The sequence below is a fragment of the Kribbella sp. NPDC023855 genome (assembly GCF_040639475.1).
Lineage (GTDB): Bacteria > Actinomycetota > Actinomycetes > Propionibacteriales > Kribbellaceae > Kribbella.
Genome location: NZ_JBFAAA010000011.1, coordinates 203,354 through 229,911 on the forward strand (window position 1 = coordinate 203,354; position 26,558 = coordinate 229,911).

Consider the following 26,558-nt stretch of genomic DNA (forward strand, 5'->3'; position numbering starts at 1 on the left):
CTCACTGGGTACCTGAGCCGCGACCGGTTCGTACTACGGGCTCGTAGAAGGGACGCAGACGATGGCGCGCGCGATCTGGAGTGGCTACATCAGCTTCGGCCTGGTGTCGGTACCGGTCGGCCTGTACTCCGCGACCGAGGAGCACGAGCTCGACTTCCACCAGTTCCAGCGCGGTACGTCGGACAGGGTCCGCTACAAGCGGGTGAACGAGCGCACCGGTCGCGAGGTCGACTACGACAAGATCGTGAAGGGCCATGACGTCGGCGGCGGCGAGTACGTGATCGTCGAGCAGGAGGAGCTGGCCGACATCGCGCCCGGCCGGTCCCGTCTGCTGGAGATCACCCGGTTCGTCGATCTGGACGAGATCGACCCGATCCACTTCCAGAAGAGCTACTACCTGGCCCCCACGGACGCCGAGAACGCGTCGTCGTACGGGTTGTTGCGGGATGCGCTGGCGAAGACCAACCGGGCCGGGATCGCGTCGTTTGTCATGCGCAGCAAGGAGTATCTCGCGGCGATCCGTGCCGACGGCAAGGTTCTCGTGCTGGAGACGATGTTCTTCGCCGACGAGATCCGCGACCCGGCCAAGGAGCTCGGCGACCTGCCGGGCAAGTCGTCCGGCGGCAAGCAGTTGTCGATGGCGGTCGACCTGGTCGAGGCGATGAGCGGCGACTGGCGGCCCGGCGAGTACAAGGACAGCTACACCGAGCGGGTGAAGAAGCTCGTCGCGGACAAACGCAAGGGCAAGGAGATCGTCTTCAACGAGGAGGAGCCGGAGGCAACCACCACCACCGACCTGGTCTCCGCCTTGCGCGCCAGCGTCGAAGCCGCCCGAGCCCGCCGCGCCGGCAAGACCCCGGCCAAGAAGACCGCAGCCGCGAAGAAGACCGCCAAGAAGGCGACGACGGCCAAGAAGTCACCCGCCAAGAAGACCACCGCGAAAAAGAGCGCAGCCAAGAAAACCACCGCAAAGAAGACGACAGCCAAGAAGGCTGCCTCCAAGAAGAAGGCCGCTTAACGGAGGGCTTCCAGCAGGATTGTGCGTAGGAGGGCGGCTGGGGAGCGGGGGCCGGCGTCGGAGCGGATGGCTAGGTAGCCGGTGTTCAGGGGTGGGAGCTCGGGGGTGGCTAGGAGGCGTAGGCGGCCTGCTTGGATGTCTTCCTCGCAGAGGTAGAGCGGGAGAACACTTGCGCCGGCGCCGGCCAGCACGGCATTCAGGACTCCTCGCAGATCCGGTACGACGAGCGCAACGCTCCTGGTCAGCCGTACTCCGAACACGCTGCGCCAGTACCGCCGCAGGATCGGCGCCTCCTCCGCAAACGCCACCAGGGGAACGTTTCGCAACTGCTCCGGCCCGCTCACCGGCGTACCGGAGTACCAGCGGGGTGCGGCCACCAGGGCGAACGTCTCGTCATAGAGCGGCGTCGTCTGTACTCCGGGTCGGCGCGGCCGGACCGAGCTGATCACCACGTCGAGTGAACGTGCGGCGAGCCCGTCGAGCAGTTCGTCCGGCAGGCCGAAGCGGGTGCGCAACTGAAGCCCGTCGGCTACCCGACCCGCCAGTGCCGGCAACACCTGATGACTGATGAAATCGGCCGGGCCCCCGAGATGCACGGTCGCGGCGACCGGCTCGTCCAGCTCATCGACAACCAGCCCTCGCAGCGTGTCGATCGGCTCGGCGATCCGGCGGGCCAGTTCGTCCCCCGCCGCGGTCGCCAGTACGCCGCGGGCCCGCCGCTCGAACAGCGGCCGGCCGACCGCGGACTCCAGCGCCTTGAGGTGTGCGGTCACGGTCGGCTGGGACAAACTCAGCTGTTCCGCCCCCGCCGTGATCGAACCGGCCCGGTGGACGGCCAGGAAAGTCCGCAGCAGGTCGAGAGAAATCGTCACATCAGAAATCCTATGCCTTCACCAAGGGAGTCCTATTGGTCTCCGATGGTTCGCCCGGCCATGATGGAACGCATGACACGCGTACTGATTGCCCTCACCAGCCACTCCGAGCTGGGCGACACCGGCCGGAGTACCGGCTTCTACGCTTCCGAGGCCGCCGAGCCGTGGAGCGTTTTCAAGGACGCCGGTTTCGACGTCGACCTCGTCTCGGTCGCCGGTGGCAAGCCGCCGGTCGACGGCGTCGACGAGTCCGACCCGGACCAGCAGCGCTTCTTCGCCGAGGCCGATCTCGACAACACCCCGACGGCCGCCGACCTGACGGCGACCGACTACGACGCGATCTTCTACGCGGGCGGCCACGGCGCGATGTGGGACTTCCCCGGCGACAAGGCCCTGGCCTCGCTGGCCGCGGGGATCTACGAGAACGGCGGCGTCGTCGCGGCGGTCTGCCACGGACCGGCCGGACTGGTCGAGCTCCGCCTCTCGGACGGCAGCTACCTGGTCGACGGCAAGAACGTTGCCGGCTTCACCAACTCCGAGGAGAACGCGGTCGGCCTCACCGAGGTCGTCCCATACCTGCTGGCCGACGCGCTGACCGCCCACGGCGCCATCCACCACCCGGCCGCGGACTTCACCGACCAGGTCATCACCGACGGCCGCCTCGTCACCGGCCAGAACCCGGCCTCCGCTCGCAGTACAGCAGCCGCGGTGACCGCAGTACTCAAGGGCTAGTCGCCGGGGCAGGGCAGCAGGTAGGTGCCGGGGTCTGCGGGGGCGCCGGCGTCGAGCCAGCGGCGGAAGCCTTCGGGGTTCCGCCGCTCGAACTCGTCCAGGCAGATCCGGCGTACCTCGGCGACCGCCTGCCGATCCCGGGTCCCGGCACCGTGCGCCAGCGTGTCGGCCGTCTCACCCCAGACCTTGCAGAGCTCCTCGATCGACAGCGGGCACCGGAGCGAGGCGATCAGCTTCTCGTCCTCCAGCTCCTCATCCCGGCTCGACTCCGGCAGTTCCCCGTACTCCGGTCCGCCCCGCCGCGGGCGCGAGGACCGCGCCCGGCGCGAGGCCCGCTGCCGGCGCCACGGCCGCCTCTCGCGGCGGGTGTCCGGCAAGGCCAGGTCGGCGAGGACGAAGACCACCGCCGCGATCAACGCGACCAGGACCCCGAGCGCACCCCAGCCAATCAGCGTGACGACCCCCGGCAGGGCGAGCACTGCACCCGCCGTACCGGACGCAACCAGCACGGGCGAGGGGTAGGTGGCGTCGTCCGCGAGGTACCTGACCAGGGCGGCCAACGGCCAGACCAACCCGAACACCGTGGCGAGCAGGATGGACGTGACCAGCGGGCCGAGCAGCATCACCCCGGCCAGCAACCCGGCCGTGCCGATCCCCGCGCCGGCGGCCACCGCCGTACGCCGAAGCCAGAGGGGAACGCGCATCTCGCCAGGCTCTCGTCATCACCGAGCAGACAACACTCGACCAAACCCTGAAACAACCTGCACTGTCAACGACTCGCCGCCCCGATCCGTTCCGGACTGGGTGGGGAAGAGGGCGACGGGGTTCCGGGCGGGGACACGGGTCGGGTGGCCCGGCCCGGGCGGGGAGAGGGCCACGGGAAATGCGTCGCTGGGGTGCGGGGTGGCGTGGCAAGCTGCTGGGGTGTTGAGTCCGGTGGTTCGAGAACGCACGGCAGCTGATCTTGATGACTGTGTTCGGCTGCTCGCCGAGGTCCACGCGTCGGCCGGCTATCCGGTGAACTGGCCGGCGGACCCCGCCGGCTGGCTGTCTCCGGCCGACGCACTCGGCACTTGGGTCCTGACGATCGACGGCGCGATCGCCGGCCATCTGATCGTCACCGGCGAAGGCGCCGACGGCGCGCTGGTCGAGCGCTTGTTCGTGGATCCTCGCCGGACCCGCGGCGGGCTCGGCGGGCGCCTGCTGGAGCACGCGATCGCGTTCGCCGCGGAGCACGGCCGGCGCCTCACGCTCGACGTCGTGGACAACCACCACGGCGCCGTCGACTTCTACCGCAGGTCCGGCTGGCGCGAGGCCGGCCGGACGCCGATCGACTGGGCCGGGGATCAGGCGTCGGAGCTGATCCGGTTCGAGGCACCTTCGGTCCGCTGAGAAGCGAGGTCGAGCGGGTTGAGGATCTCGTCGGAACGCATCCGGCCGAACCAGATCACCGCGAAGCTGACCAGTACCGGCCCGACGCCCGCGACGATGAAGACCGCGGTCACCCCGAACAGGCTGCCGGCCGGCCCGGCCAGCGCCATCGAGACCGGCATCAGCAGCAGGGAGACGAAGAAGTCCAGGCTGGCGATCCGGCCGCGCAGGTGGTCGGGAACGCGCCGTTGCAGCAGCGTCCCCCAGATCACCATCGCCGCGGATCCGGTGGCACCCACGACCGCGGCACCGACCGCCATCACCCACAGGTCGGTCGCGAAGCCGAGCACCAGGATCGGCGCCGACCCGATCCCCCACATCAGCGTCATGATCGTCAGGTACCGCCGCGGCAGCCGCCGGGACGAGATCGCCAACGCACCAAGCGCTCCGCCGATCCCGAACGCCGCCAGCACCAGCCCGAAGTCACCAGGACCACCACCCAACTGATCCCGTACTGCGAACGGCAGCAACACCTCCAACGGCCCAAGAATCAGCAACACGTAGAAGGTCCCGAACAACAGCGAAGCCAGCAGCCACCGCGTAGCCCGCACATACCCCCACCCTTCGCGCAGATCCCCCACGATCGCCCGCACTCCCGAGGAACCTTCAGCGGGAGCCTCCAACTGCTCAGCGGTTTCTGGGCGGACATGCATGGCCATCACGCAGGCGGCGGAGAAGAAGTAGGTCAGCGCTGCTACCAGGATCGCCACGCCGGGTGACAGCGCGGCGATCGCGAGGCCGCCGAGGGCTGGGCCGGTTGCCTGCTGGGCCAGTGGGCGCAGGGTGCCTTCCAGGCCGTTGGCTGCCAGCAACTGGTCCGCAGGCAGCAGCTTCGGCACCAACGCCGTGTACGCCGGGATGAGGAACGCCTCGCCGGCCCCGATCAACACCGCGCCGACCGACCCCGGCGGGCCGGGAACAGCTCGAACGCGCCCGACCCGTGGTCGACGCTGTGGTTTCGACGTTCTTCGCGGATCATGTTGCGAGTGAGGATCTTCGACGCGCAGCCCGGATTCTGGAGAAGCTGGCCGACGCCAACCCGGATGACGAAGGCTTCGACTGCGGACTCTGACCTGTGACCGCGGTCGACGAGCAGTTCGCCGCCCGGGTCCGGGCGCTGAACCCGGTCGCCTGCGAGCACCCCGCCGACGTTCTCCTCGGCCTGTACGACGCCCAGCTCGGCAGCCGCCACGCCGACCTGGCCGCCCGCTGGCTCCAGTCGCAAGGGCGCGGCTACTACACGATCGGCTCGGCCGGCCATGAGGGCAACGCGGCCGTCGCCGCCGCTCTGCAGCCGACGGACCCGGCGCTCCTGCACTACCGGTCAGGTGCCTTCTACCTCGCCCGGGCAGCGCAGTACCAGGACAAGGACGGGCTGCGGGACATCCTGCTCGGCGTCGCGGCGGCGACCACCGAACCGATCTCGGGCGGCCGGCACAAGGTGTTCGGCCGGCACGACCTGGCGATCATCCCGCAGACCTCGACGATCGCCTCGCACCTGCCGCGGGCGATGGGGGTCGCGTTCTCGATCGCCCGCGCCGCCAAGCTCGGCGTACCGTCGCCGTGGCCGGTCGATGCGGTCGTGGTGACCAGCTTCGGGGACGCCTCGGCGAACCACTCGACGGCGACCGGGGCGATCAACGCCACCCTGCACGCGTCGTACCAGGGCATCCCGATGCCGTTGCTGTTCGTCTGCGAGGACAACGGGATCGGGATCAGCGTGCGCACTCCGGACGGCTGGATCAAGCAGACCTACGGCCAACGGCACGGCCTCCGGTACTTCGATGCCGACGGCACCGATCTCGCCGCTACCCTGACGATGGCGACGGAGGCGGCGACATTCGTCCGGCGGAACCGGCGGCCCGCGTTCCTGCGGTTGCGAACGGTCCGGCTGATGGGCCATGCCGGGTCGGACGTCGAAGCGGCGTACCGGAGCCCGGCCGAGCTGCTGGCCGCCGAGGAGCTCGACCCACTGCTCGGTACTGCGCGACTGCTGCTGGGCGCGGGCTATGACGCTGACGACATCGTGGAGTTGTACGAGAACAAGCGGTCCGAAGTACTCGGGATCGCACGGGAGGTGGCCGGACTGCCGCAACTCGACTCGGCCGCAGCCGTTGCGGCGCCGCTGGCGTTCCCGGATGACGCGAGTGTCGAGAAGTCGTTGCCTGGTCACCATATCGAGGTCGGCAGGAGCGAGCCGCTGACGTTGAGTCAGGCAATCAACCGGGCCCTGGCTGACGTGCTCGCGGCGTACCCGGAAGCGCTCGCGTTCGGTGAGGACATCGGCCGCAAGGGTGGGGTCTACGGCGTGACGCGGGGGTTGCAGAAGTCGTTCGGGGCCGCTCGCGTTTTCGACACGTTGCTCGACGAGCAGTCGATTCTCGGACTGGCGCTCGGGGCCGGCGTCTCGGGATTGTTGCCGTTGCCGGAGATCCAGTACCTCGCCTATCTGCACAACGCCGAGGACCAGTTGCGTGGCGAGGCGGCGTCGCTGAAGTTCTTCTCCCAGGGGCAGTTCCGCAATCCGATGGTGCTGCGCATCCCGGGGTACGGCTACCAGAAAGGCTTCGGCGGGCACTTCCACAACGACGACGCGATCGGCGTACTGCGGGACATCCCGGGGATCGTGATCGCGTCTCCGTCACGGCCGGACGATGCGGCGGCGATGCTGCACACGTGCGCGGCGGCCGCTCGGGCGGACGGCACCGTGTCGGTGTTCCTGGAGCCGATCGCGTTGTACCACCAGCGTGATCTGCACGAGCAAGGCGACGAGCAGTGGCTGGCGCCGTACCCGACCGAGCACGTGCCGATCGGGCGCGGCCGCACGTACGGCGAAGGTCGCGAGCTCACCATCGTGACCTTCGGCAACGGTCTGCCGATGAGCCTGCGGGTTGCCGCGCGGGTGCCCGGCATCCGCGTCCTCGACCTGCGCTGGCTCGCCCCGCTGCCGCTGGACGACTTTTTGCGCGAGGCAACAGCTACCGGACGCGTCCTGGTCGCCGACGAGACCCGCCGCTCCGGTGGTGTCTCCGAAGGCATCCTGGCCGCCCTCATCGACGCCGGCTACACCGGCCGGCTGGCCCGAGTCACCAGCGAAGACTCCTACGTCCCACTGGGCAACGCCGCCCGCCAAGTCCTGCTCAGCGAGAAGAGCATCGAAACCGAGGCCCGCAAGCTGCTCAGCTGAAGAGGCGTTGCCAGAAGGTGCGTTTGGGTTCGGCCTCGGACTGCTGCTTGGCTGCGGCCGCGCGTCGGGTTTGGCGGGCCTCGTGGCCTTCGCGCCACTGGGCCAGCATTTCCTCTTCGTCGACCGGGCCGACCGGGACCACCACACCGGTGGCGTCGCGGATCTGGACGAGGATGCGCCGGTTCAGATCCTGCAGGTAGTCGCGGACCTCAGCCTCGGTCCGCAGTACTGCGAGCTTGTCCTGCAGCGCCTGCTTCTCCTTGCGCAGCTGGACCGACGGCGGCAGCAGGACATCGGTCTCGATCTTCTCCCGGCGGATGAAGTCCTTCACCCACCAGTCGGGATCGTGCGCGTCCGCCAGCTTCGGCAGCGGCTTGCCCGAGCCCTCGAGATCGTCGAACTCCCCGCGCCGCTGGGCCTGCTGGATCTGCCCCTCGACCCAGTCCTCGGTCTTCATCCCGGGCGGCTTGCGCTCCGTCATGTACGCCCTCCAGTCCACTCCGACGTGGTGCTGCACGCCGCCGAGTCTACCGGCTTGTGAATGCAGTCACAAGGTCACCTCCGGGGTGACTCGCGATCCGGCCACAGCTCCGGCATCGGGATCGGCACCCGCCACATCCGGGTGCCCGGCTCGACCATGCCGTGCCGGATCGCGACGTACCGCATCAACCGCAGCGGCCCGGCGATGAGGACCAAAGCCAGCGGCAACTCGAAAAGCAGCGCACTGATCACCGCCTGCATCAGGTCCGCCCCCGGCTGGCTGGTCATCACGTCGAACCATGCGTCACACACCAGCAGTACGCCGGACGCGAACGCGGTCGGGAACACCACCTGCAGCCGCCGCCAGCCGGCGATCGCGGTGGCCGTCAGCATCACCACGAGCGCGATGTCGAAGCCGACCCAGGTCGCGACCCAGTGCCGCGCCTCGTAGTGATTGGGCAACGTGTTGGCCAGGTAGACGGTCCACGGAATCAGCGCCACCGCACAGAGCAACGTCAGCCCGATCCGCCACTTACGGATCCGCTCGAGCGTCCGCGACGGCGGCACCAGCCCGCGGGCCTGCACCAGCCGCAGAGTCAACTCCCGCCGCTCCGCCGGCGACATCGCCGCAATCTCCTCGTCACTCAAGCTCACCCTTGAACTCTCACACGCCAACCCGGGATTCCCACGCCACCGGCGCGCGGGTGGGGGTTGGCAGGGGTGGGTGGGATGGCTGAGGGTGGGGGCACCGAAGCGTTGAGCGAGAGGACCTACCTGTGTCGTCTGTCATCTTGTCCGTGGTTGCCGGGGAGCGGGTCCACGATCCGGTCCGCACCGCTCCGTCCACCAACCCGGCGAACACCGCCGACGTGGTCGGCACCATCGGCGTCGCCGGGCCGGACGTGTTCGTCCGGGCCACTCAGGCCGCCAAGGACGCGCAGCCGAGCTGGGCCGCGCTGCCGGCTCCCCAGCGCGGCCAGGTGATCGCGAACGTCGGCCGCCTGATGACCGCCAACAAGGACCGGCTGGCCGCTCTGGTCACCCGCGAGATCGGCAAGCCGCTGGCGGAGGCGCTCGGCGAGGTCCAGGAGATCATCGACACCTGCGACTTCTTCATCGGCGAGGGCCGTCGGCTCTACGGCCAGACCGTGCCGTCGGAGATGCCGGACAAGCAACTGTTCACCTTCCGCCGCCCGGTCGGCGCGGTCGCGGTGATCTCGGCCGGCAACTTCCCGGTCGCCGTCCCGTCCTGGTACATCGTCCCGGCGCTGCTCTGCGGCAACACAGTCGTCTGGAAACCAGCCGAGTACTCCGCCGTGGTGTCCGACGCCTTCTACGAGATCTTCGCGCATTCCGGCGTACCGGCGGGTGTATTCAACCTCGTGTACGCCGACGGGCCCGACACGTTCGCCGGGTTGGAGCAGTCCCTGGAGGCCGGGCTGATCGACAAGGTCGGCTTCACCGGATCGAGCGAGGTCGGCACCCGGATCGGCGAGCTGTGCGGACGGCACCTGCAGACCCCGTGTCTCGAGCTCGGCGGCAAGAACCCGATGGTGATCACCGAGGACGCGGACCTCGACCTGGCCGTCGAAGGCGCCCTGTTCTCCGGCTTCGGTACTGCGGGTCAGCGGTGCACCTCGCTGGGCACGGTGATCGTGCACGAGTCGGTGCACGACGAGTTCATCAGCCGCTTCAGCGCGGCCGTGAGCGCTGCCGCGATGGGCGACCCGACCCAGGACGTGTTGTTCGGCCCATTGCTGGACGAGAAGTTCGCCGCCGGGTTCGAGAAGTCGCTCGGCTGGATCGGCGGCCACCACACGGTGATCGGCGCGACCGGCCGGGTGTCGGCGGACAACCCGCGAGAGGGCTTCGTCGGCGATCCCGCGGCCGGGCTGTTCTACCACCCGGTGATCGTCGACGGGGTCCGGCCGGACGACGAACTGTTCCTCAACGAGACGTTCGGCCCGATCGTCGGCATCACCAGCTACGCAACGCTCGACGAAGCGATTGCCTTGGGCAACAAATCGGGGTACGGGCTGTCCAGTTCGATCTACACGACCGATCCGAACAAGGCCTTCCGGTTCGCACAGGGCATCTCGGCGGGCATGGTCAGCGTGAACAACTCGACCTCCGGCGCCGAGGCGCATCTGCCGTTCGGCGGCAACGGCAAGTCCGGCAACGGTTCGCGCCAGAGCGGCATCTGGGTGCTCGACCAGTTCACCCGCTGGCAGTCGCTCAACTGGGACTACTCCGGCAAGCTGCAGAAGGCCCAGATGGACACCGTCACAGTTGAGGCGGACGACGACTTCAGGTTGGCGTGAGGCTTCCTGAAAGCGCCGCCGTCGTGATCGTCGGCGGCGGGGTGATGGGCACCAGCATCGCGTTCCACCTGGCGGAGGCGGGTGTTCGGGACGTCGTACTGGTGGAGCGCGACGAGCTCGGTTCGGGGTCGACGTCGAAGGCCGCCGGTGGGGTCCGGGCGAACTTCTCCGACGAGCTGAACATCGCGCTCGGCGTCCGCAGCCTGGAGGCGTTCGCACGGTTCGGTGAGCGGCCAGGCCAGGAGATCGATCTGCATCGGGTCGGCTATCTGTTCCTGCTGTCGTCGGACGAGCAGGTGGAGTTGTTCGAGGAGAGCGCCCGGCTGCAGAACGCGGCCGGCCAGCCGACCAGGATGCTCGACGTCGCCGAGGCCGTCCAGCTCGCGCCGATCCTCTCACCCGACGGCCTGGTCGCCGCCTGCTTCTCACCGAACGACGGGCACTGTACGCCGGAGTCCGTCGTCCTCGGCTACGCGTCAGCGGCCCGCCGATTGGGCGCGACCCTGGTCACCGGCTGCGAGGTCACCGGAATCGATGCCGTCGGCAACGAGATCCGCGCGGTCCGGACCAGCCGGGGCACGATCGCGACGTCGACGGTCATCTGCGCGGCCGGCGCCTGGTCCGGTCCACTCGCGGCGATGGTCGGCGTCGACCTGCCGGTGACGCCGCTGCGTCGCCAGATCGTCGTGACAGAAGCGATTCCGGGTCTGCCGCGGGGCATGCCGATGACGATCGACTTCACCAGCACCTTCTACTTCCACGGCGAAGGCCCCGGCTTGCTGGTCGGCATGTCCGACCCCGAAGAGCAGCCCGGCTTCCACCTGAACCGCTCGGAGGACTGGCTCCCCCGCCTGACCGCGGCGATGGAACAGCGGGCGCCCTCGTTGCTGGACGTCGGCCTGGCCAGCGGCTGGGCCGGCCTCTACGAGAACACCCCCGACCACAACGCCCTGATCGGCGAGGCACCCGGCCTCGACCGTTTCCTCTACGCCACCGGCTTCTCCGGCCACGGCTTCCTGCAGGGCCCGGCCATCGGCGAGATCACCCGCGACCTCTACCTCGACCGCGAACCGTTCGTCGACATCTCCCCCTTGAACGCCACTCGCTTCCAGACCGCGAACCTCCGCGCCGAGCAGAACATCGTCTAGGTCAGCCGCTCGCCGATGCGGTAGTCGAGGAGGACGAGGCGGCCGTCGAGGACGGTGCTGTCGATGAGGTTCAGCGTGACGTCAGGCAGGTCGGTGAAGACCGGTTCTTCACCCGAGGTGCCGTGCAGGGTCGGGAAGACCATCACCCGGAGACGATCGACCAGGTTGAGCCGGAACAGGCTGCGGGCCAGGGAGAAGCTGCCCATCGTGCGCATCGGCAGACCATCGTCGAGCGCCTTCAGCGCGGGCACCGCCGTCTCGACGGACTCGCTGACCAGCGTGGTGTTCGCCCAGGTCAGGGGTGGGGTCAGCGTGCGGGAGAAGACGATCTTGGGCAGCTCGGCCATCCGCGCGAAACTCGGATCGTCGCCCTGCTCGACCACCTCGGACATCGCCCGGTACGTCGTCGCGCCCATCAGCGTGACGTGCTCGACCGCGAGCTGATCCGCGACCCACTTCTGCAACTCCGGCCCGTCGTAACCCCAGTACGGCGCCGACTGCGGACCCCCGCCGCCGTACCCGTCGAGCGTGCTGAACAGATCGACCATCAACTCCCGCATCGCAGCCCTCCTCGGCCAGTCGCGTGACGAGCTCTCGCTGATCAGACCAGCCTGCTCCAGCGCCGGGCCGGAGTCGACAGCTCAGCGGCGGTGCGGGTCGTTCGGGTTGGACCAGTTGTCGGGGTCGCACCAGGCGGGATCCCAGCCCTGGGCGACGCAGTACTGCGCGAGCATCTCTTCGCGGGTCAGCGTCCGGGTCGGTGCCGGACGGGTCGGCCGGACCGTGGTCCTGGTGGCCGTCGGCCTGGTCGGGGTGGGCACCCGCTCCTCGGTCGACCTGCGCTCCTCGGGCTTCTTGGTGGTGCGCGTCTTGGTCGGTGTCGCGGTCGGCCTGGTCGTCTTCAGCACCGGCGGCGGCGCCGACTTCTCGACGGTTGTCGTGGTCTTCGGCGGCACTTTGGTCGGCAGCACGGTCGGCGTGGGAGTGGACTCCACGACCGGCAGGGCCTGGGTGTTGGACGGTCCGCCGTCGAACAGACCGATCGCGGACAACGCCCAGAAGTTCACCGCCAGGAAGAGCATCAGGCCACCGGCACCCGCCGCCACCACGCGCCGCGAGGGACCGCCGTACCGGCCGACGGGACCGCGGACCGGGTTGCCCTTGCCGTCGACCCAGAACTTCCAGTCGTCGGGCGCGGCGGGCCAGGACGGATCGGGACGCCACGTCTTCGGCGGCACCCAACTGCGGCGGGGCGGCGTGGGCCAGCTTGGCGGTACTACGAACCGCTTCACAGCATCCTCCACGTCGCCAACGAAAACCCGACTCAGGGTAGTGGATCAGCAACCACCGCCGACAGTCCGGGCGGAGATCGTTCACCAACCCCTCATCCCACCCAACGAGGCAGGTGCGGCGAAGCTACTTTTCCTCGGCGTGTCTCGCGGGTGGACCGCTGGTGTCGCGGACCTGCAAGGTCATCGGCAAGGACAGCGGTTCGTCGTCGGACGTGTTGACCAGCAGGCGTTCCAGGATCTCCCCGGCCCGCCGGCCGAGCTCGTCGCGCGGCACGGACACAGTGGTGAGATTGGCGTGCGCGACCCGTTCGAGCGAGATGTCGTCGAACCCGATCACCGACAACTCCTCCGGTACGCCGACTCCCAGCTCACGCAGTCGCGCCATCGCGCCGAGAGCGACCAGGTCGTTGTAGGTCAGGATCGCGGTCACGTCGGAGCGCAGTACCGGCTCGACCGCGTCGTACCCGGCCTGGCTGGTTGCGGCGCCACACTCGATCACGGTCACGTCGAGCCCGAATGCGCGTGCTGCTTCGAAGGCGCGGATGCGTTCGCCGTTCGCCCACGAGGCCGGTGGTCCGCCCAGGTACGCCGCGCGCCGGTGGCCGAGCTGGGCGAGATGCCCACAGACCTGCGTCATCCCGCCGACGAAGTCGACCGAGATCGACGGCACGCGCAAGCCAGGCACGATCCGGTTCACCAACACGACCGGATGTTTGCGATCCAGCAGCTCGGCCAGTTCCGCTCGCGACATCCGTGGCGAGCAGAGCAGGACGCCGTCGCAGCAACGCATCAGATCCTCGACCAACTCGTACTCGAGCGCCGGATCCTCGTCGGACTCCATCACCATCATTCGCCGGCCGTGCGCGCGGGCGACGGACGAGACCGCCTTCAGGACTTCGGGAAAATAGGGGTTCGCGAGGTCGGGCACGAGGACGCCGATCGTGCCCCACTCGCCCCGCGCGAGTCCCTGGGCGGCGGCGTTCGGCCGGTATCCGAGTTCGCGAACGGCGTCGTGCACCCGCTCGACGAGCACCGGATCGACCTTCGCGGTGCCGTTGAGGACCCGCGAGACGGTCGCGGCGGAGACGTTGGCCGCCGTACTGACATCGCTGATCGTGATCCGTGGAGGCCGGCCCGGGCGGTTCTGCACGCCCTCCTCCCCTCTCGTGAAAACGCTTGCTCAGCGTCGCCGATTGCGCCGTAGTTGTGCAAGACCCTGGTCTGAAACCGCTTTCAGACGAGCTCTTGCGTCAGCGGTGGAGACCAGACTAGCCTGCTTTGGCAAACGCTTGCCACGAAAGGATCCCGGCATGGTGAGACACGGTGCGTTCGCCTACACCTGGGACCTGGTCGGCGACCCCTCGGCCGCCGCGCGGATCGCCGGCCTCGGCGTCGACACCGTCACCTTGCAGGCGGCGTACCACTCGGTCCGCGCCACGACCGCCTGGCATCCGGCGCACCGGGTGGTCCACGCCGACCACGCGGCGGCGTACTTCCGGATCAGGCCGGAGCGGTGGCGCGGCCTGCGCCCGCCCGCACCCTCATGGGGAGTCGAGGACGAAGACCCCTTCGGTACTGCGACCGCCGCGCTGACCGCCGCCGGGCTGCGAACCGAGGCCTGGGTGGTACTCACCCACAGCTCGGTGCTCGGCCGATCGGCACCGGAGCTGGCCGTCCACAACGCTTACAACGAAGTCTTCAGCTATGCCTTGTGCCCAGCGCAGCCGGCCGTCCACGACTACGCGCTGACGATTATCCGGGAGCTCTGCGACCAGTACGACGTACCGGCGCTGATGCTGGAGGCTTGTGGCTGGCTCGGTTTCGACCATGCCTGCCAGCACGAGAAGACGTCGGGTGCGGATCTTTCTGCCTGCGCCCGCGACCTCCTCTCCATCTGCCTCTGCACTGCCTGCGCGGAGCGGCTAGAGGTGGACGTTCCCCGACTCGCGGCCGACATCAGGGCGATCGTGGATCGCGAACTCCAGCAGGGGATTCCCGCCGGGAGCGACCTGGCCGATGCCCTCGGCGCCGAGCGAGCCAACGCGATCTACCACCATCGGCGAGACGTCATCACCGGGCTGGTCCGCGAGGCCGGAGCCTTGGCGGGCCGGCGCGAATTGTTGCTGATGGCAACCGATAGTCCGCAGGTGACCGGCCCCGACGTCGGCGTGGAGCTGGCCGGGTTCGAGCCCGCTCCGGACGGGTTCGTGCTGAAGTGCTGGGACGACGAGGAAGCGGCGATCGCACGGCTGAAGAGCGCCGCCACGCGGACCGTCGTACCGCTGATTGCCAATGTCAACGCAGTGGGTGACCATCCGGAGGAGTTGCCTGCCCTGGTCAAGGGAATCGTGGCAGCAGGGGTCACGCAGGTCCGCTACTACCACGCCGGCCTGGCGTCGCCGGCGCGCCAGGCGGCCATTCGCGCCGCCGTGCAGGAGGTGTCCTGATGCTCAACGGGCTCTACGTGATGGACCTCGCTCGCTTCCCCGACGTGTACGGCGAGGAGGAACGCGCGGCGATCGAGAAGCACCTCCAGATCGTCGCCCCGCCGCTCGCCCCGGCCGAACTGACACCGGAGCTTCTCGCCGAGGTCGACGTGCTCGTCACGGCCTGGGGTGGACCACAACTGACCGCTTCGTTGCTGGCTGCGGCTCCCCGGCTCTCCCTGGTTTTGTACGGCGCCGGCTCTGTCCGATCGATCGTCACGCCGGAGTCGTGGGCGCGGGGCGTACGGGTGACGACGGCCAACTCCGTGATCGCGGCGTCGGTCGCCGAGTTCACTCTCGCTCAGGTGCTGTATGCGCTGAAGCACGGCTGGCGCTATGTGCTCGGTGCCCGAGCCAGAGGCGAGTCGCTGCCGCGAGCGACCGACGAACCTGGCGCGGCGGGCTCGGTGGTCGGCTTGATGTCGCTCGGAGCCACAGCCCAGGCGACCGCGCGTTTGCTCGCTCGGCACGACCTGGTCCTCCAGGCTTACGACCCGTACGTCGATCCTGCGGTGGCGTCGGCGCTCGGCGTCCGGCTGGTCTCGCTGGAGGAGCTGTTCGCCACCTCTGACGTGGTTTCGCTGCATGCGCCTGTGCTGGACGAGACCCGCAAGATCGTCAGCACGAAACTGCTCCGGTCCATGAAGCATGACGCGACGCTGATCAACACCGCCCGAGGTGCGTTGATCGACGAGGACGCTTTGGTCAGGGTGTTGCGGGAGCGGGTGGATCTGTTCGCAGTACTGGATGCGACTGATCCCGAGCCGCCGCTGCCTGGTTCGCCGTTGTTCTCGGCGGCGAACATCGTGGTGACGCCACATCTGGCCGGCACGCTCAACACCGAGCGACGGCGGCATGGGCAGTTGATGGCCGCCGAACTGGCTCGCTACGTCACCGGCGAACCGCTGCGTCACGAGGTCTTCGAGTCGGGCCAGGCGAAATCGGCATGAGCCTGCTGGTTCTGGTGCCACCGCAACGAGACAGTACTGCGGACTGGCCCGAGCGGCTGATGGCCGCGGTGCCCGGTCTGACGGTTGTCCGGCCAACTGCGGAGGACGCGGCGGGGGCGCTCAAGACGGCGGACGCGGCGTACGGCGTACTGCCGGTTGAGTTGTTACGGGCAACCACTCGGTTGGCGTTGGTGCTGGCGTTGGGTCGTGGACTTCCGCGTTACGTCCGTCATCAGGCGATCGCGCTCTGGGAGCCCGACTGGGACCCGGGTTCCGTCGTCTCGTTGTCGGAGGCAACGGCCTTGGTGGTGGGAGTCGGTGCTCTGGGCACCGAGATCGGACGGCGCACTCGACGAGCAGTTGCCTGCCGCCGATCTGGTGATTCTGACCGTGCCGCACACTCCCGACACCGAAGGGATGTTCGACGCGCGACGGTTCGAGCTGCTCAAGACCTCGGCGTACTTCGTCAATGTCGGTCGCGGGCCGACCGTGCGGCTGGACGCGCTCGACGCGGCACTGGCGGCCGGGCGGTTGCGGGGTGCGGCCCTGGACGTGTTCGAGACCGAGCCGTTGCCCGCCGGTCATCCACTGTGGCGGCGACCCGAAGTACTGATCACCCCGCACGTCGCCGGAGTCGGTCCGCACGAGGCCGAGCGGCGGTTCGCCGTCCTGCTGGAGAACGCCCGGCGGTTCGTCGCCGGTGACGCTTTGATCAACATCGTCGACAAGTCCAAGTGGTTCTGAGGAGAACGCCCTATCCGCTGGTGATCGACCAGCCGATCGACAGGCTGCATCCCGGTCGGCTTCACCACCGGCTACTTCAAAGCCGACACCCTGGCCACTGCGACAACTCGTCGCCCTGCACCACCGGCAACTACGGCCAGACGACCATCTACGGCTTGTCTGTCAGCCACAGCTGATCGAGTCCGCCGAAGGCACAACACACCGCAGCACCCGGAGGTACTGCGGTGTGTTGTGTCCCCGTTGCGTTACCGCTTGCGGTTCTTCGTCGTGTCCTCGACGTCGATCCGCTCCTTGCGAACGGTGTCCTTGATCTGCTGCTCCTCCTGCACCTTCTCGGTCTCCAGGCCGACGCGCTCGACCGCGACCGTCTCCTTGGCGACCACCGGCCGCTCCTCGTGCAGGACGACCTCGCGCTCCTCTTCCTGGATCGCTCCGCCGCGCAGCTCACCGTCCCGGACCGGTTCCCGGGTGACGTGGACCTCCTCGTGGCTGACCGGCACGGTGATCTGCTGCTCTTCGGTCACCACGTGCTTCTGCAACCGCACCCGGCCGGTCTCGACCGTCTCGGTGCCGGCCCGCAACCGCTCCTCGGAGCGGACCATCGACTCCTGACCGGCCATCCCGGTCCGGCCGTCCATTCCCTTGCCCGGCTTGCCCTTCTTGCCCTGGGCATGCTTGCCCTGCGGCCCGGCCATACCGTCCTGCGGCGCGTTCAGCTGCAGGTTGTAGTGGCGGTACAGCTCAGCAGCCTCCGCCTCGGACAGGTGTCCGTTGTCGTCGATCCGCGGCGCATCCTTGATCACGTCCTTGGGCGCGCCGACATGCAGCCCGTCCTTCTCGGCATGCGCACCGACCAACGGCACAAAGGATTCCTTGTTGCCGAACAGACCGGTCTTCACCGTCACCCACTCCGGCACCCCGGACACGTCGGAGGCGTAGAGGTGGGCGGCCGTACCGACCTTGTGGCCGTCGACGTCGTAGACGTCCCGGCCGATCGCCCGTTCCAGCTCCTGCGTGGTGCTCATCGGAAACCATCCCCGTTCTTGTTGTCTTCAGCAACTGTCTTCGCCCGCTGGGTACCCGCCGTGACGAACGTCAAACAGCCAGTGATCAGTCCGGGCTCACCAAAATCAGGCCGCTCGGATCAGTTCGTGCTAAATTCAGGCCGTGCGGTCGAAAAACGGAGCAGCTGGTCGAGTGTCCTTCATCCAGGCGGCGCGGCGCCGCCAGATCATCGCGGCCGCGATCAGTACCGTCACCGCGGTCGGCTACGGGCAGGCGTCGCTGGCCCGGATCGCGGACGAGGCGCAGATCAGCAAGAGCGTCATCTCCTACCACTTCGCGAACAAGGACGCCCTGCTCGAACAGGTCGTCCACCAGGTCGTCGACGACTGGGCGCGGTACATGCGTCCGTTCCTGGACGCCGAGACGACGGCCGGCGGGCGGCTCGCGGCGTACATCCGGTCCCGGCTGGCCTACATGCGCGACAACCACGTCCAGCTGATCGCGGTGGCCGAGATCGTCGTCAACCATCGCGGACCGGACGGTAAGCCGGTCTTCGCCGAGCGGGACGCGGCCCCCGTCGCCGAACTGCTGGCGATCCTGCGGGAGGGCCGGCAGACCGGCGAGTTCCGCGAGTTCGATCCGGTGGTGCTCGCGATGACGATCACCCAGGGCATCGACGGGGCCCTGACCTACTGGGCCGAGCATCCCGGCACCGACCTGACGGCGTACGGGGAAGAACTGGTCACGCTCTTCCGCCTGGCCACCCAGAAGAAGGAGCGCAGGAAATGAGCACGGACTCCGCCACCCGGACGGTGATCGGCCACTCGATGGCCGACAAGGTCATCCTGTACGGCGGGCTGCCGCTGCTCGGGCTGGTGCTCGGCTTCTTCCTGCCCCGGATCGCCGACTGGGCCAGCGCCCAGCGGTGGGCACCGTTCCAGGGTCCGCTCGAGCTGATCGCCGGCTGGGACAGCTGGTGGGTGGTGCTGATCTTCATCGCGGTCGGCGGCATCGCCGGTTTCCTGCTCGCGGCGATCGCGATGGAAGACACCCTCAAGACGACGATCACCACCTCCGAGGTCGAGTTCCTGAAGAACAAGAAGACCGTTCGGGTGCCGCGGGAGAAGGTCGCCGTCGCCTTCCTGGACGGCAAGGAGATCGTGCTGCAGGACGCGCGGTCGGCCGAGCTGGCCCGGGAGCGGCACGACCAGCTCGGAAGCCAGGTCAAGGCGATCGGGCCCGCCTTCCGCGCCCACGGCTATCCGTGGTCCGACGCGGGCGATCCGCACGAGAGCGAGTTCCGCCGCTGGGTCGAGGACGATCCGGACCTGTCGCCCAGTGCGAACGCAGTACTGAAGGCGCGGTCGAAGGCGTTCGATCAGGGCGACAAGGGCAAGGCCGACCTGCGCGAGTTGCGGCAGGAGCTGGCCAAGCTCGGCTATGTCGTCCGCGACCGGGACAAGAAGCAGTACTGGCGATCGGTGAGCTGACGTTCGTCGTTTGCCCGGGGTGGGCACGATGGAAGGGTGATCACGGTTGAGCAGGCGCGGAGGTTGCGGAAGGCCGGTGCACTGTGGGTGCCCGCGGCCGGCGACCGGTTCGTCGTACCGGACCGGGACATGGACGGCGACGTGTTCGTCGTCAGCGACATGACGGTCGAGGTGCACGACTATCCCGGCGGCAAGGTGATCGGTTTCAACGGGACGACCGAGTGGGCGCTGGACAGCATCGAGCAGCGCGAGGTGATCTGGCTGCCGCGGGAGGAGCAACTCCGCAAGCTGCTCGGCACGCACTTCCAGCGGCTCGAGGCGGTGCCCGGTGGCTACGCGGTCATCCTGACCGACGGCCGCTACGCGTCCGAGGACGCCGAACAGGCTTATGCCGAAGCGCTTCTCGCCTTGCTCAACGGCTGACCCACTCCCAGTCGGTGATGGCCGATCGCATCAGCAGCGCCGCGGGTGAGAGACGGCTCGCCGCGCCCCAGTAGAGCGTCGTCGTACGACGGCAGTCGGGGTGGTCGACCGCGATCCACACGGCGGGCGCACGGATCGCCGTACGGCGGGCGAGACCGGGAACGAGTCCGACGCCGAGTCCCGCGCTGATCAGCTCGGCGATGGCGCCGGCCTCGTCGGTTTCGCAGACGATCCGCGGGGTCAGCCCGCTGCCGGCGAAGAGCCGATCGAGCAGCAGGCGCAGCCAGTGTCCTTTGCGGGCGGTGATGAACGGCTGATCGGCAAGCTCTTCGATCGTCACCGAGGCCCGCTCGGCCAGCGGGTGGCCGACCGGCATCCCGACCCCGACGGGCTCCTCGAACAGCTGGACCGACTCCAGGTCAGGGCCTTGGTTGAGACCGCCGCGGATCGGTTGGGAGGCGACGCAGAGGTCGACCTCCTGGGCGCGCAACCGGCGAGCCATCTCCTCGGCCGACAGCTGGTGGAGCTCGATCTCCACCGCCGGATGGGCTCGCCTGAACGCCGCGAGCGGTCCGGTCACGGTGAAGAGGGTCTCCGACGCCAGCCGCACGGTGCCGAAGGCTTCGCCCGCTTCAGTCACAGCGCGCCGGCCCGCGTCGAGCTCGCCGAGACCGCGCTCGACGTACTCCCGGAAGAGCTTTCCCGAGTCGTTCAGCTGGAGCCGTCCGGCCCGGTCGAACAGCGGAGTACCGAGTTCACTCTCCAGCCGGGCGATGGTGCGGCTCAGCGACGGCTGGGCGACGTGCAGCTCGTCGGCCGCGCGGCTGAGGTGCTCGAGCCGGGCCACGACGAGGAACTGCCGGAGCGTGTTCAGGTCCATCATGTCTCCGCTGGCATAGCATCATAGCGATATTGGTCTTCGACAAGATAACGCAGCGATCATAACGTCGAGCCCATGATTGAGTGGGTACTTCGGGCCGTCGTCACCATGCACGTGGTGGCGATCTTCGGCCAGCCGGTCTTCGCCGGCATCTACCTGAGCGGTGACTACGACGGCTTGCGCTGGCACACACTGGGCGCTGACACGGTCACCTACACCGGCTATCTGCAGTTGGTCGTCACGATCCTGGTCTGGATCCGGCTCCGGCGGGCCTGGCCGTTCGTCGTCACGCTGATCCTGGTCGCTGCCGAGACGGTGCAGTACTTCGCCGGTCTGGAAGGCGCCCTGTGGTTGCACTTCCCGCTGGGCGTGCTGACGATCGCCGCCCTCGTCGTACTGTTCATCGCCGTCTGGCGCCGGCCGCTGCGGCAGGAGCCGAGCAATGCGTGAACAACTGACCCGGCGCAAAGTACTCGGCATCGGCGGAGCCCTCGGCCTGATGACTGCGACCGGTCTGGCAACCTCGGCCGCACTGTCTCGCCGCCCCGCGTTCACCGGCGCCGTACTGCGGAGCGCCCTGCCCTTGCCGCCGGCGTTTCAGGTGCCGTTGCCGATTCCCTCGGTGCTGAAGCCGGTGAGCACGGCCGGAGGGGTCGACCGCTACGAGATCACTCAGCGCGAAGTTGTTCTCGAAGTACTGCCGGGTTTCAGGACGCCGATGTGGACCTACAACGGCACGTTCCCGGGGCCGACGATTGAGTCGCGACGCGGTCGGCCGATCACTGTGGCTCATCGCAACGAACTGCCCGTGCCGACGGTCGTCCACCTGCACGGCGGCCGCAGTACGCCGGAAGCCGACGGCTATCCCACAGACCTCGTGCTCCCCAAGGACTGGCCCGGCACCGAACACGGCAGCCACGGCACCGGGCGCGGGAGCGGCGGCCATGGTGGCGGGCACGGGATGCATGATCCGAGGGCTGTGGTGACCAAGGTGACTCGGGACTACACCTTCCCGCTCGACCAGCGGGCCACGCTGCTCTGGTACCACGATCACCGGATGGACTTCACGGCCCCGGCCATCTGGCGCGGCCTCGCCGGACTGCACCTCATCCGCGACGACATCGAAGGCTCCCTCGATCTACCGACCGGGCCGCGCGAGCTCCCGCTGGTGATCACCGATCGCGCGTTCGCCACGGACGGCAGCCTCGTCTACCCCTCCCTGGATCCGACGCTGCGAGAGCGACCGGGCGTCCGCGAGCCTTACCTGGCTGGGGTTCTCGGCGACGTGATCCTGGTCAACGGCGCGCCATGGCCCATGCACGAGGTCGATGCCGCCCGGTACCGGCTGCGCATCCTGAACGCCTCGAACGCCCGCCACTACGACCTCGAAGCCGTCACCGACGACGGACACAGACTCGACCTCGTGCAGATCGGCGCAGACCAGGGTTTGCTCGCGGCCCCGGTCACCCACCGGCACCTCCCGATCGCACCGGCCGAACGCTATGACGTGATCGTCGACTTCTCGACCGTTGCCGTCGGCACCCGGATCAGGCTCCTCGATCAACTGGGCGATGGTCGTACGCGGGAGGTGATGGCCTTCCGCGTCGCCCGCAAAGCCAAGGATGTCAGCCGGATCCCGGCCAAGCTCGCAACGGATCTGCCCACTTGGCACCGCTCGGATGCGGTCAGGGTGCGCGACTTCTCCTTCCGCGCCGGCCAAATGAACGGCGGCCACGGCTGGGTGATCGGCGGCAAGGCGTTCGATCCCGCGCGCTCCGACGTCACCGTGCGACTCGGTGACCTCGAGGTGTGGCGCCTGGTCGCCGACGTCCATCACCCGGTTCACCTACATCTGGTCGGCTTCCAGGTGCTCTCACGCGGCGGCAAGGCACCGCTGCCCCACGACGCGGGTCTCAAGGACACCATCTCGTTGCGGCCGGGCGAGTCGGCCGAGATCATCACTCGTTTCGACGGCTATCGCGGCCGGTACCTCTTCCACTGCCACAACGCGGAACACGAGGACATGGGCATGATGGCCAATCTCGAGATCGTCTGACACACGCCCGAAGCGAGGAAAGACCGGCCAGGTGCGAGCGGGGCCCCTCAGCAGCGCCCGCACCCGGCCGGCACATCAACGGGTCAGCGCGGCGCGCAGTTCGGCGGCGCGGTGCGCGACGCGGTCACGGGACGCGGGGCTGAAGCCCTGGGTCTGCAGTTCGAGGATCGCCCTGGCCTGCAACGGGCTGACGTCGAGCAGTTCGCGGATCCGGCGTACGGCGGTGGCCCGGTCGGCCGAGGACGCGATCGTCTCCAGCACCTCGGCTCGCCGCTCGAACGCGGTCAGTACCCCGTCGTAGATCTCCAGCTGCGTGAACGCGGAGCGGTCCGGCTCGGTCGGTCGCGGCTGCTCGTCCTTGCCTGCACCACGAACCACCTGCCGCCACAACGCCGGTACTGCGAGGCGGTTGCGGCCGGCTCGCCGGGTGATCGGCTGGGCATATGTCATCGTCATCAGCTGCGCTCCTGATCGGGTGTGGTCAGCCGAGCTCGGCGGCTGAACTGGTCTTTCGGGGTGGGCACTTCTTGCCCGGCGTGGTGAGCGCCTCGAAGTGCCAGGGCTCGTTGTCGTACGGCCGGCAGATCCCGTACCGGTAGCCGTACTTGTTCAGCCAGACCATCGCGGCCTGCGGGGCGATGTCGACGGCCTTGCCCTGCACGTGCGCCGACTTGTCCGGCGGCAGCACCCAGCGGATCGCCGCCTGGTAGGAGCCGTACCGCTTGATGGCTTCGTTGAAGAGCCGGCGCTGCTTGGCCGCGCTGCGGCGACCGGAGTTGATCCGGATCGGGACGCCGGCCGCCTTCGCGGCGGTCATCGCCTTCGTCAGCCGGGTCCGCAGCTTCGGGGACAACCCCTCGATGCTCTCCTCGGAGTACTGCGACTTGCCGGCGGTGCCCGTGGTCTTGCTGGTCTTGGTCGGCGTCTTCTTCGGTTTCGGCTTGGGCGACACCGTCGGCGTCTCGGAAGGAGTCTTCCGCACCCCGGTGCTCTTGAGTGGAACCTGTGGCGGCGGCGAACCACCAGGCCCGCCGGCGACGACGGGCTGCTTGTCCGCGGCCGAGTCGAACGCCAGCAGGTCGGCCATCTGGCTGTGCCAGATCAGCACGGAGGCGACCACGGCCAGACCGGTCACGGACAGCAACCGCGCTCGCACCGAGAACGTGCGACGCGGCGGCAGGTCGTTGGTCATGGGGTACAGCCTCTCGGTTCGGCGGGTTCGCCACATCGGTCCCAGGGACCGTCTCGGACGGCCGATAGTCGGACCTGGGTATGGGGTCGGACGTCAGCACTCATCCAAAAGTTGGAGAGGCCACCCGTCCGGGCGCAGGAAGCCGTAGATTGCCATGCGCGACTACGCTCTGCAAGGTGAAGTGGTTTTGGCGGCGACTGCCGGCCATACAGCAGGATCTGCTGCTGGCCGCGTTGATCGGCGTCGGCTGGTTCGGGGGGCTGGCGCTGCTCAACAACAGCGCGCTGCGGCCGGCGAACCCGAGCGTCTCCGTGGTCACCGGGATGTTCCTGGTCCTGACCATCGCGCTGGTCCGGCTGATCCCACGGACGACGCTGGTCTTCGTCTCGGTGCTCTACCCGCTGATGTACGCCTCGGCCGAGACCGGTCTGGCCGAGCAGCTCGGGCTCGACATCTTCCGGGCTCCCGCGATCAGCGACGCCGCCCTGCAGTCGGAGTTGCACCTCGTCCCGCTGCTGGTGGTCGGCTACCTCGCGGCAGCGAGCGGAGTACGCCGGTTCACCTGTCTGTTCTTCACCATGGGCAGCCTCGCCGGACTGATGATCGGTCTGCCGACCGTCGTCGCGATCGTGCTGAGCAACAGCCCGCGCGAGGTCTTCTACGGCGAGCGGTACGCGAACCTGCCGCGCGACATCCCCAGTCTCTACGGCTACATCGACCTCTCGCTGTTCGTCTTCGCCGAAGCGCTGATCTGCGGCATGGTCCTGCTCGGAGCCAACGCGTTGCGCCGGCGCAAGAACCTGCTCGTGCTGGAGCAGCGCAACACGGCGCTGGTCCGGCTCCGGACGATCGAGGCCGAGCGGGCGGCGGCCGCCGAGCGGACCAGGATCGCCCGCGACCTGCACGACGTCGTCTCGCACCACATGAGCGCGGTGGTGATCCGGGCCCAGGCGGCTGACCGGGTCGCCGACCAGAAGCCCGAGGCGCTCAGGGAGGCGGTCCGCTGGATCGCCGCGAGCGGCCGCGAAGCGCTCACCGCGATGCGGGAGACCGTCCGGGTGCTGAACAACGCGGCTCCCGGTACGGGCCTCGAGATGGCTCCGGTGCCCGACCTGGCCGCCGTCGCGCGGATGGGCGACCGGCTCAAGGCGGTGGGGATCGACGTCACCATGCAGTTGCCGACCCGCAGCCGGCAGCTCACCTCCGCCACGGACCTGACCGCAGTACGGATCATCCAGGAGGCGCTGACCAACGTGATGGTGCATGCGAAGGCCACTGCGGCTCAGGTGAGCTGGCAGAGTGGACCGCGGGGTGAGCTGCTCACCATCGACGACAACGGCAGCGGTGGGCCGCCACCGGTGAACGTGCTGGAAACCGCCAAGCGGCAGGAGAGCGGCCGCGGCAACGGACTGATCGGAATGCGTGAACGCGCACACGCGAGCGGCGGCACACTGACCGTCGCCGCCGGACCACTGGGTGGATGGAGAGTGCAGGCATGGTTGCCGCCGCAGAGGTGACGGAGCAGATCAAGATCCTGGTGGCCGACGACCAGGGCGTGATCCGGATGGGGCTGGCAATGATCCTCGACCACGAGCCCGACCTGACCACGGTTGCGCAGGCCGGCGACGGTGAGGAGGCGCTGCGGATGATCACGCAGTACGACCCGGACGTCGTGCTGATGGACATCCGGATGCCGGTGATGGACGGGCTGGAGGCGACCGAACGGATCACCAAGGCCGCCAAGGAGTCCGGTCGCGGGCGGCCCGCAGTACTGGTGCTGACCACCTTCGACGACGAGGCGTACGTGCTGAGCGCCGTGCGGGCGGGTGCGTCGGGCTTCCTGCTGAAGGACACCGACCCTGATCTGCTGGTGGCGGCGGTGCGGGCCGTGCACCGGGGTGACTCGCTGGTCGATCCGGCCTCGACACGGGTGCTGCTAGAGCGGTGCGTCGAGCTGGAGCGACAGGTCGGCAGCGGACCGGCCGAGCCGGCACCTTCCGCCGGGCGCTGGACCGGACCGCTCGCGCAACTGAGTGAGCGCGAGCGGGAGATCCTGGTCTGGATGGCGCGCGGCCTGTCCAACCGCGACCTGGCCACGAAGCTCTTCGTCAGCGAGACCACGGTGAAGACCCACGTCAGCAGCGTGCTGTCCAAACTCGGCCTGTCCAGCCGCGTCCAGGCGGTCGTCGTCGCCTACGAGGCGGGCGTAGTACGGCCCGGCGAGGCTGAGGTCCGCTGGGAGAGCTGACCTCAGGTCAGCAGGTACCAGCCGGCGACCCCGGCGGCGACAAGCAGAACGACGGTCAGCAGCTGAACACGAAGCGACGCCTGACGGCGTCGCGGCAAGAAGTCCCCGGTCATGCTTTCAAGCGTGCCTGGGGAAACCCGTCCGCCCATCCTCCCGGGGAACGGTTCTGCCGCGACACAAGTCGCCCCCGGACGGAGCCGGAATCATCCCCAGGGATGACAACCGGCCGAATTTGTTGCCCTCGGCCCCTGTCCGGCTACTGACCGAAGTACTCGGCGGCGACTTTCTTGGGGACACACATGGCCCAGGCGTCGAGGATCAGCTCGCGCAGCTCGGTCTCGTCGATCGCGGCCAGGTTCACCTCGATCCAGCGATAGCGCTCGTCGGCCTTGCTCGGCGGCAGGAACTTCTCCGGGTACGCCGCCAGCGCGGCCGCCCGCTCCTCCTTCGGGAAGCCGATGCCCATCTGCTTCTCGTCCCGCGACATCGCGAGATAGACGATCTGCCCGACCCGGAACTTGATCCGGTCCCGGACCACCACCTCATAACTGCGCGGTAAGCCCTCAGTCACCGCCCGGATATCCGCAAGGTCGACCACGCTCC

Annotated in this window: 29 protein-coding genes; 16 read left to right on the top strand and 13 right to left on the bottom strand. The window is 68.6% G+C overall.

The annotated features are described in order from the left end of the window. The first annotated feature begins 61 nt into the window (after nucleotides 1–61). Nucleotides 62–1,018 (top strand): Ku protein, encoded by a 957-nt coding sequence (locus AB0F51_RS31225; RefSeq protein ID WP_360285631.1) that lies wholly within the window; start codon nucleotides 62–64, stop codon nucleotides 1,016–1,018. Here AB0F51_RS31225 and AB0F51_RS31230 read toward each other — a convergent pair. After that, nucleotides 1,015–1,890 carry a LysR family transcriptional regulator gene (locus AB0F51_RS31230; protein ID WP_360285632.1) on the bottom strand — a complete coding sequence of 292 codons (876 nt, stop codon included), beginning with the start codon at nucleotides 1,888–1,890 and terminating at the stop codon, nucleotides 1,015–1,017. The two genes, AB0F51_RS31225 and AB0F51_RS31230, sit on opposite strands and share 4 nt — an antisense overlap. 72 nt (nucleotides 1,891–1,962) lie before the next feature. Between AB0F51_RS31230 and AB0F51_RS31235 the strand changes: the two genes are divergently transcribed. Continuing rightward, complete coding sequence (locus tag AB0F51_RS31235) at nucleotides 1,963–2,622, top strand: type 1 glutamine amidotransferase domain-containing protein (RefSeq protein WP_360285633.1); 660 nt, start codon at nucleotides 1,963–1,965, stop codon at nucleotides 2,620–2,622. Here the strand turns inward: AB0F51_RS31235 and AB0F51_RS31240 are convergent. Then, nucleotides 2,619–3,326: a hypothetical protein gene (locus tag AB0F51_RS31240; protein ID WP_360285634.1), complete on the bottom strand. Its 708-nt coding sequence runs from the start codon at nucleotides 3,324–3,326 to the stop codon at nucleotides 2,619–2,621. The two genes, AB0F51_RS31235 and AB0F51_RS31240, sit on opposite strands and share 4 nt — an antisense overlap. Before the next feature lie 232 nt (nucleotides 3,327–3,558). Here AB0F51_RS31240 and AB0F51_RS31245 point away from each other — a divergent pair, with 232 nt between their 5' ends. Further along, nucleotides 3,559–4,014 (top strand): GNAT family N-acetyltransferase, encoded by a 456-nt coding sequence (locus AB0F51_RS31245; RefSeq protein WP_360285635.1) that lies wholly within the window; start codon nucleotides 3,559–3,561, stop codon nucleotides 4,012–4,014. On the opposite strand, the gene AB0F51_RS31250 is transcribed toward AB0F51_RS31245, so the two are convergent. Next, nucleotides 3,969–4,943, bottom strand: a complete 975-nt coding sequence (locus AB0F51_RS31250) for an MFS transporter (RefSeq protein WP_360285636.1) — start codon at nucleotides 4,941–4,943, stop codon at nucleotides 3,969–3,971. The genes AB0F51_RS31245 and AB0F51_RS31250 overlap by 46 nt on opposite strands. A gap of 185 nt (nucleotides 4,944–5,128) precedes the next feature. Between AB0F51_RS31250 and AB0F51_RS31255 the strand changes: the two genes are divergently transcribed. Then, on the top strand, nucleotides 5,129–7,240 hold the full coding sequence (locus tag AB0F51_RS31255) for a thiamine pyrophosphate-dependent enzyme (RefSeq protein ID WP_360285638.1): 2,112 nt from the start codon (nucleotides 5,129–5,131) through the stop codon (nucleotides 7,238–7,240). On the opposite strand, the gene AB0F51_RS31260 is transcribed toward AB0F51_RS31255, so the two are convergent. Together AB0F51_RS31260 and AB0F51_RS31265 are read right to left on the bottom strand one after the other, a co-directional pair. After that, on the bottom strand, nucleotides 7,233–7,757 hold the full coding sequence (locus AB0F51_RS31260) for a DUF1992 domain-containing protein (RefSeq protein WP_360285639.1): 525 nt from the start codon (nucleotides 7,755–7,757) through the stop codon (nucleotides 7,233–7,235). The genes AB0F51_RS31255 and AB0F51_RS31260 overlap by 8 nt on opposite strands. 38 nt (nucleotides 7,758–7,795) lie before the next feature. Continuing rightward, a complete protein-coding gene (locus AB0F51_RS31265; protein ID WP_360285640.1) occupies nucleotides 7,796–8,374 on the bottom strand; it encodes a hypothetical protein in 579 nt (192 codons plus the stop codon). 122 nt (nucleotides 8,375–8,496) lie between these two features. On the opposite strand from AB0F51_RS31265, the gene AB0F51_RS31270 reads away from it, so the two are divergent. Continuing rightward, nucleotides 8,497–10,041 (top strand): aldehyde dehydrogenase family protein, encoded by a 1,545-nt coding sequence (locus AB0F51_RS31270; RefSeq protein WP_360285641.1) that lies wholly within the window; start codon nucleotides 8,497–8,499, stop codon nucleotides 10,039–10,041. Further along, on the top strand, nucleotides 10,038–11,189 hold the full coding sequence (locus AB0F51_RS31275; RefSeq protein WP_360285643.1) for an FAD-binding oxidoreductase: 1,152 nt from the start codon (nucleotides 10,038–10,040) through the stop codon (nucleotides 11,187–11,189). The genes AB0F51_RS31270 and AB0F51_RS31275 overlap by 4 nt, the downstream gene beginning before the upstream one ends. On the opposite strand, the gene AB0F51_RS31280 is transcribed toward AB0F51_RS31275, so the two are convergent. The 3 genes from AB0F51_RS31280 to AB0F51_RS31290 all read right to left on the bottom strand — a co-directional run bounded on the left by AB0F51_RS31280 (nucleotide 11,186) and on the right by AB0F51_RS31290 (nucleotide 13,631). Then, nucleotides 11,186–11,749 carry a dihydrofolate reductase family protein gene (locus AB0F51_RS31280; RefSeq protein WP_360285644.1) on the bottom strand — a complete coding sequence of 188 codons (564 nt, stop codon included), beginning with the start codon at nucleotides 11,747–11,749 and terminating at the stop codon, nucleotides 11,186–11,188. The two genes, AB0F51_RS31275 and AB0F51_RS31280, sit on opposite strands and share 4 nt — an antisense overlap. Before the next feature lie 81 nt (nucleotides 11,750–11,830). Then, complete coding sequence (locus tag AB0F51_RS31285) at nucleotides 11,831–12,493, bottom strand: hypothetical protein (RefSeq protein WP_360285645.1); 663 nt, start codon at nucleotides 12,491–12,493, stop codon at nucleotides 11,831–11,833. A gap of 112 nt (nucleotides 12,494–12,605) precedes the next feature. Beyond that, nucleotides 12,606–13,631, bottom strand: a complete 1,026-nt coding sequence (locus tag AB0F51_RS31290; RefSeq protein WP_360285646.1) for a LacI family DNA-binding transcriptional regulator — start codon at nucleotides 13,629–13,631, stop codon at nucleotides 12,606–12,608. A 160-nt stretch (nucleotides 13,632–13,791) separates the two neighbouring features. Between AB0F51_RS31290 and AB0F51_RS31295 the strand changes: the two genes are divergently transcribed. The 3 genes from AB0F51_RS31295 (at nucleotide 13,792) to AB0F51_RS31305 (ending at nucleotide 16,661) form a co-directional block, all read left to right on the top strand. Continuing rightward, nucleotides 13,792–14,928: a hypothetical protein gene (locus AB0F51_RS31295; protein WP_360285647.1), complete on the top strand. Its 1,137-nt coding sequence runs from the start codon at nucleotides 13,792–13,794 to the stop codon at nucleotides 14,926–14,928. Further along, nucleotides 14,928–15,917, top strand: a complete 990-nt coding sequence (locus AB0F51_RS31300) for a hydroxyacid dehydrogenase (protein WP_360285648.1) — start codon at nucleotides 14,928–14,930, stop codon at nucleotides 15,915–15,917. Before AB0F51_RS31295 ends, AB0F51_RS31300 begins: the two co-directional genes overlap by 1 nt. A 318-nt stretch (nucleotides 15,918–16,235) precedes the next feature. Further along, the gene (locus tag AB0F51_RS31305) at nucleotides 16,236–16,661 is read left to right on the top strand and encodes an NAD(P)-dependent oxidoreductase (protein WP_360285649.1); all 426 of its coding nucleotides are present in this window, start codon (nucleotides 16,236–16,238) and stop codon (nucleotides 16,659–16,661) included. 245 nt (nucleotides 16,662–16,906) lie between these two features. Here AB0F51_RS31305 and AB0F51_RS31310 read toward each other — a convergent pair whose 3' ends face one another. Further along, nucleotides 16,907–17,686, bottom strand: a complete 780-nt coding sequence (locus AB0F51_RS31310) for a PRC and DUF2382 domain-containing protein (RefSeq protein WP_360285650.1) — start codon at nucleotides 17,684–17,686, stop codon at nucleotides 16,907–16,909. Between the two features lie 172 nt (nucleotides 17,687–17,858). On the opposite strand from AB0F51_RS31310, the gene AB0F51_RS31315 reads away from it, so the two are divergent. The 3 genes from AB0F51_RS31315 to AB0F51_RS31325 are packed head-to-tail and all read left to right on the top strand — an operon-like array spanning nucleotide 17,859 to nucleotide 19,579. Next, nucleotides 17,859–18,455, top strand: a complete 597-nt coding sequence (locus tag AB0F51_RS31315; protein ID WP_360285651.1) for a TetR/AcrR family transcriptional regulator — start codon at nucleotides 17,859–17,861, stop codon at nucleotides 18,453–18,455. Continuing rightward, complete coding sequence (locus AB0F51_RS31320; RefSeq protein ID WP_360285652.1) at nucleotides 18,452–19,156, top strand: hypothetical protein; 705 nt, start codon at nucleotides 18,452–18,454, stop codon at nucleotides 19,154–19,156. The genes AB0F51_RS31315 and AB0F51_RS31320 overlap by 4 nt, the downstream gene beginning before the upstream one ends. A 36-nt stretch (nucleotides 19,157–19,192) precedes the next feature. Next, nucleotides 19,193–19,579: a pilus assembly protein CpaE gene (locus AB0F51_RS31325; protein WP_360285653.1), complete on the top strand. Its 387-nt coding sequence runs from the start codon at nucleotides 19,193–19,195 to the stop codon at nucleotides 19,577–19,579. On the opposite strand, the gene AB0F51_RS31330 is transcribed toward AB0F51_RS31325, so the two are convergent. After that, nucleotides 19,569–20,462, bottom strand: a complete 894-nt coding sequence (locus AB0F51_RS31330) for a LysR family transcriptional regulator (RefSeq protein WP_360285654.1) — start codon at nucleotides 20,460–20,462, stop codon at nucleotides 19,569–19,571. The two genes, AB0F51_RS31325 and AB0F51_RS31330, sit on opposite strands and share 11 nt — an antisense overlap. A 72-nt stretch (nucleotides 20,463–20,534) precedes the next feature. Between AB0F51_RS31330 and AB0F51_RS31335 the strand changes: the two genes are divergently transcribed. Further along, complete coding sequence (locus tag AB0F51_RS31335; protein ID WP_360285655.1) at nucleotides 20,535–20,909, top strand: hypothetical protein; 375 nt, start codon at nucleotides 20,535–20,537, stop codon at nucleotides 20,907–20,909. Next, on the top strand, nucleotides 20,902–22,515 hold the full coding sequence (locus AB0F51_RS31340; protein ID WP_360285656.1) for a multicopper oxidase family protein: 1,614 nt from the start codon (nucleotides 20,902–20,904) through the stop codon (nucleotides 22,513–22,515). Before AB0F51_RS31335 ends, AB0F51_RS31340 begins: the two co-directional genes overlap by 8 nt. 75 nt (nucleotides 22,516–22,590) lie before the next feature. Here AB0F51_RS31340 and AB0F51_RS31345 read toward each other — a convergent pair whose 3' ends face one another. Both AB0F51_RS31345 and AB0F51_RS31350 read right to left on the bottom strand, forming a co-directional pair. Further along, a complete protein-coding gene (locus AB0F51_RS31345; RefSeq protein WP_360285657.1) occupies nucleotides 22,591–22,971 on the bottom strand; it encodes a hypothetical protein in 381 nt (126 codons plus the stop codon). Nucleotides 22,972–22,996: 25 nt separating this feature from the next. After that, nucleotides 22,997–23,707: a M15 family metallopeptidase gene (locus AB0F51_RS31350; protein WP_360285659.1), complete on the bottom strand. Its 711-nt coding sequence runs from the start codon at nucleotides 23,705–23,707 to the stop codon at nucleotides 22,997–22,999. Nucleotides 23,708–23,883: 176 nt separating this feature from the next. On the opposite strand from AB0F51_RS31350, the gene AB0F51_RS31355 reads away from it, so the two are divergent. Together AB0F51_RS31355 and AB0F51_RS31360 are read left to right on the top strand one after the other, a co-directional pair. Next, complete coding sequence (locus tag AB0F51_RS31355; protein ID WP_360285660.1) at nucleotides 23,884–25,224, top strand: histidine kinase; 1,341 nt, start codon at nucleotides 23,884–23,886, stop codon at nucleotides 25,222–25,224. Further along, nucleotides 25,221–25,955 (top strand): response regulator transcription factor, encoded by a 735-nt coding sequence (locus AB0F51_RS31360; protein ID WP_360285724.1) that lies wholly within the window; start codon nucleotides 25,221–25,223, stop codon nucleotides 25,953–25,955. The genes AB0F51_RS31355 and AB0F51_RS31360 overlap by 4 nt, the downstream gene beginning before the upstream one ends. A gap of 256 nt (nucleotides 25,956–26,211) precedes the next feature. Here the strand turns inward: AB0F51_RS31360 and AB0F51_RS31365 are convergent, their stop codons facing one another. Next, nucleotides 26,212–26,553: an MmcQ/YjbR family DNA-binding protein gene (locus AB0F51_RS31365; RefSeq protein ID WP_360285662.1), complete on the bottom strand. Its 342-nt coding sequence runs from the start codon at nucleotides 26,551–26,553 to the stop codon at nucleotides 26,212–26,214. Nucleotides 26,554–26,558 lie beyond the last annotated feature (5 nt).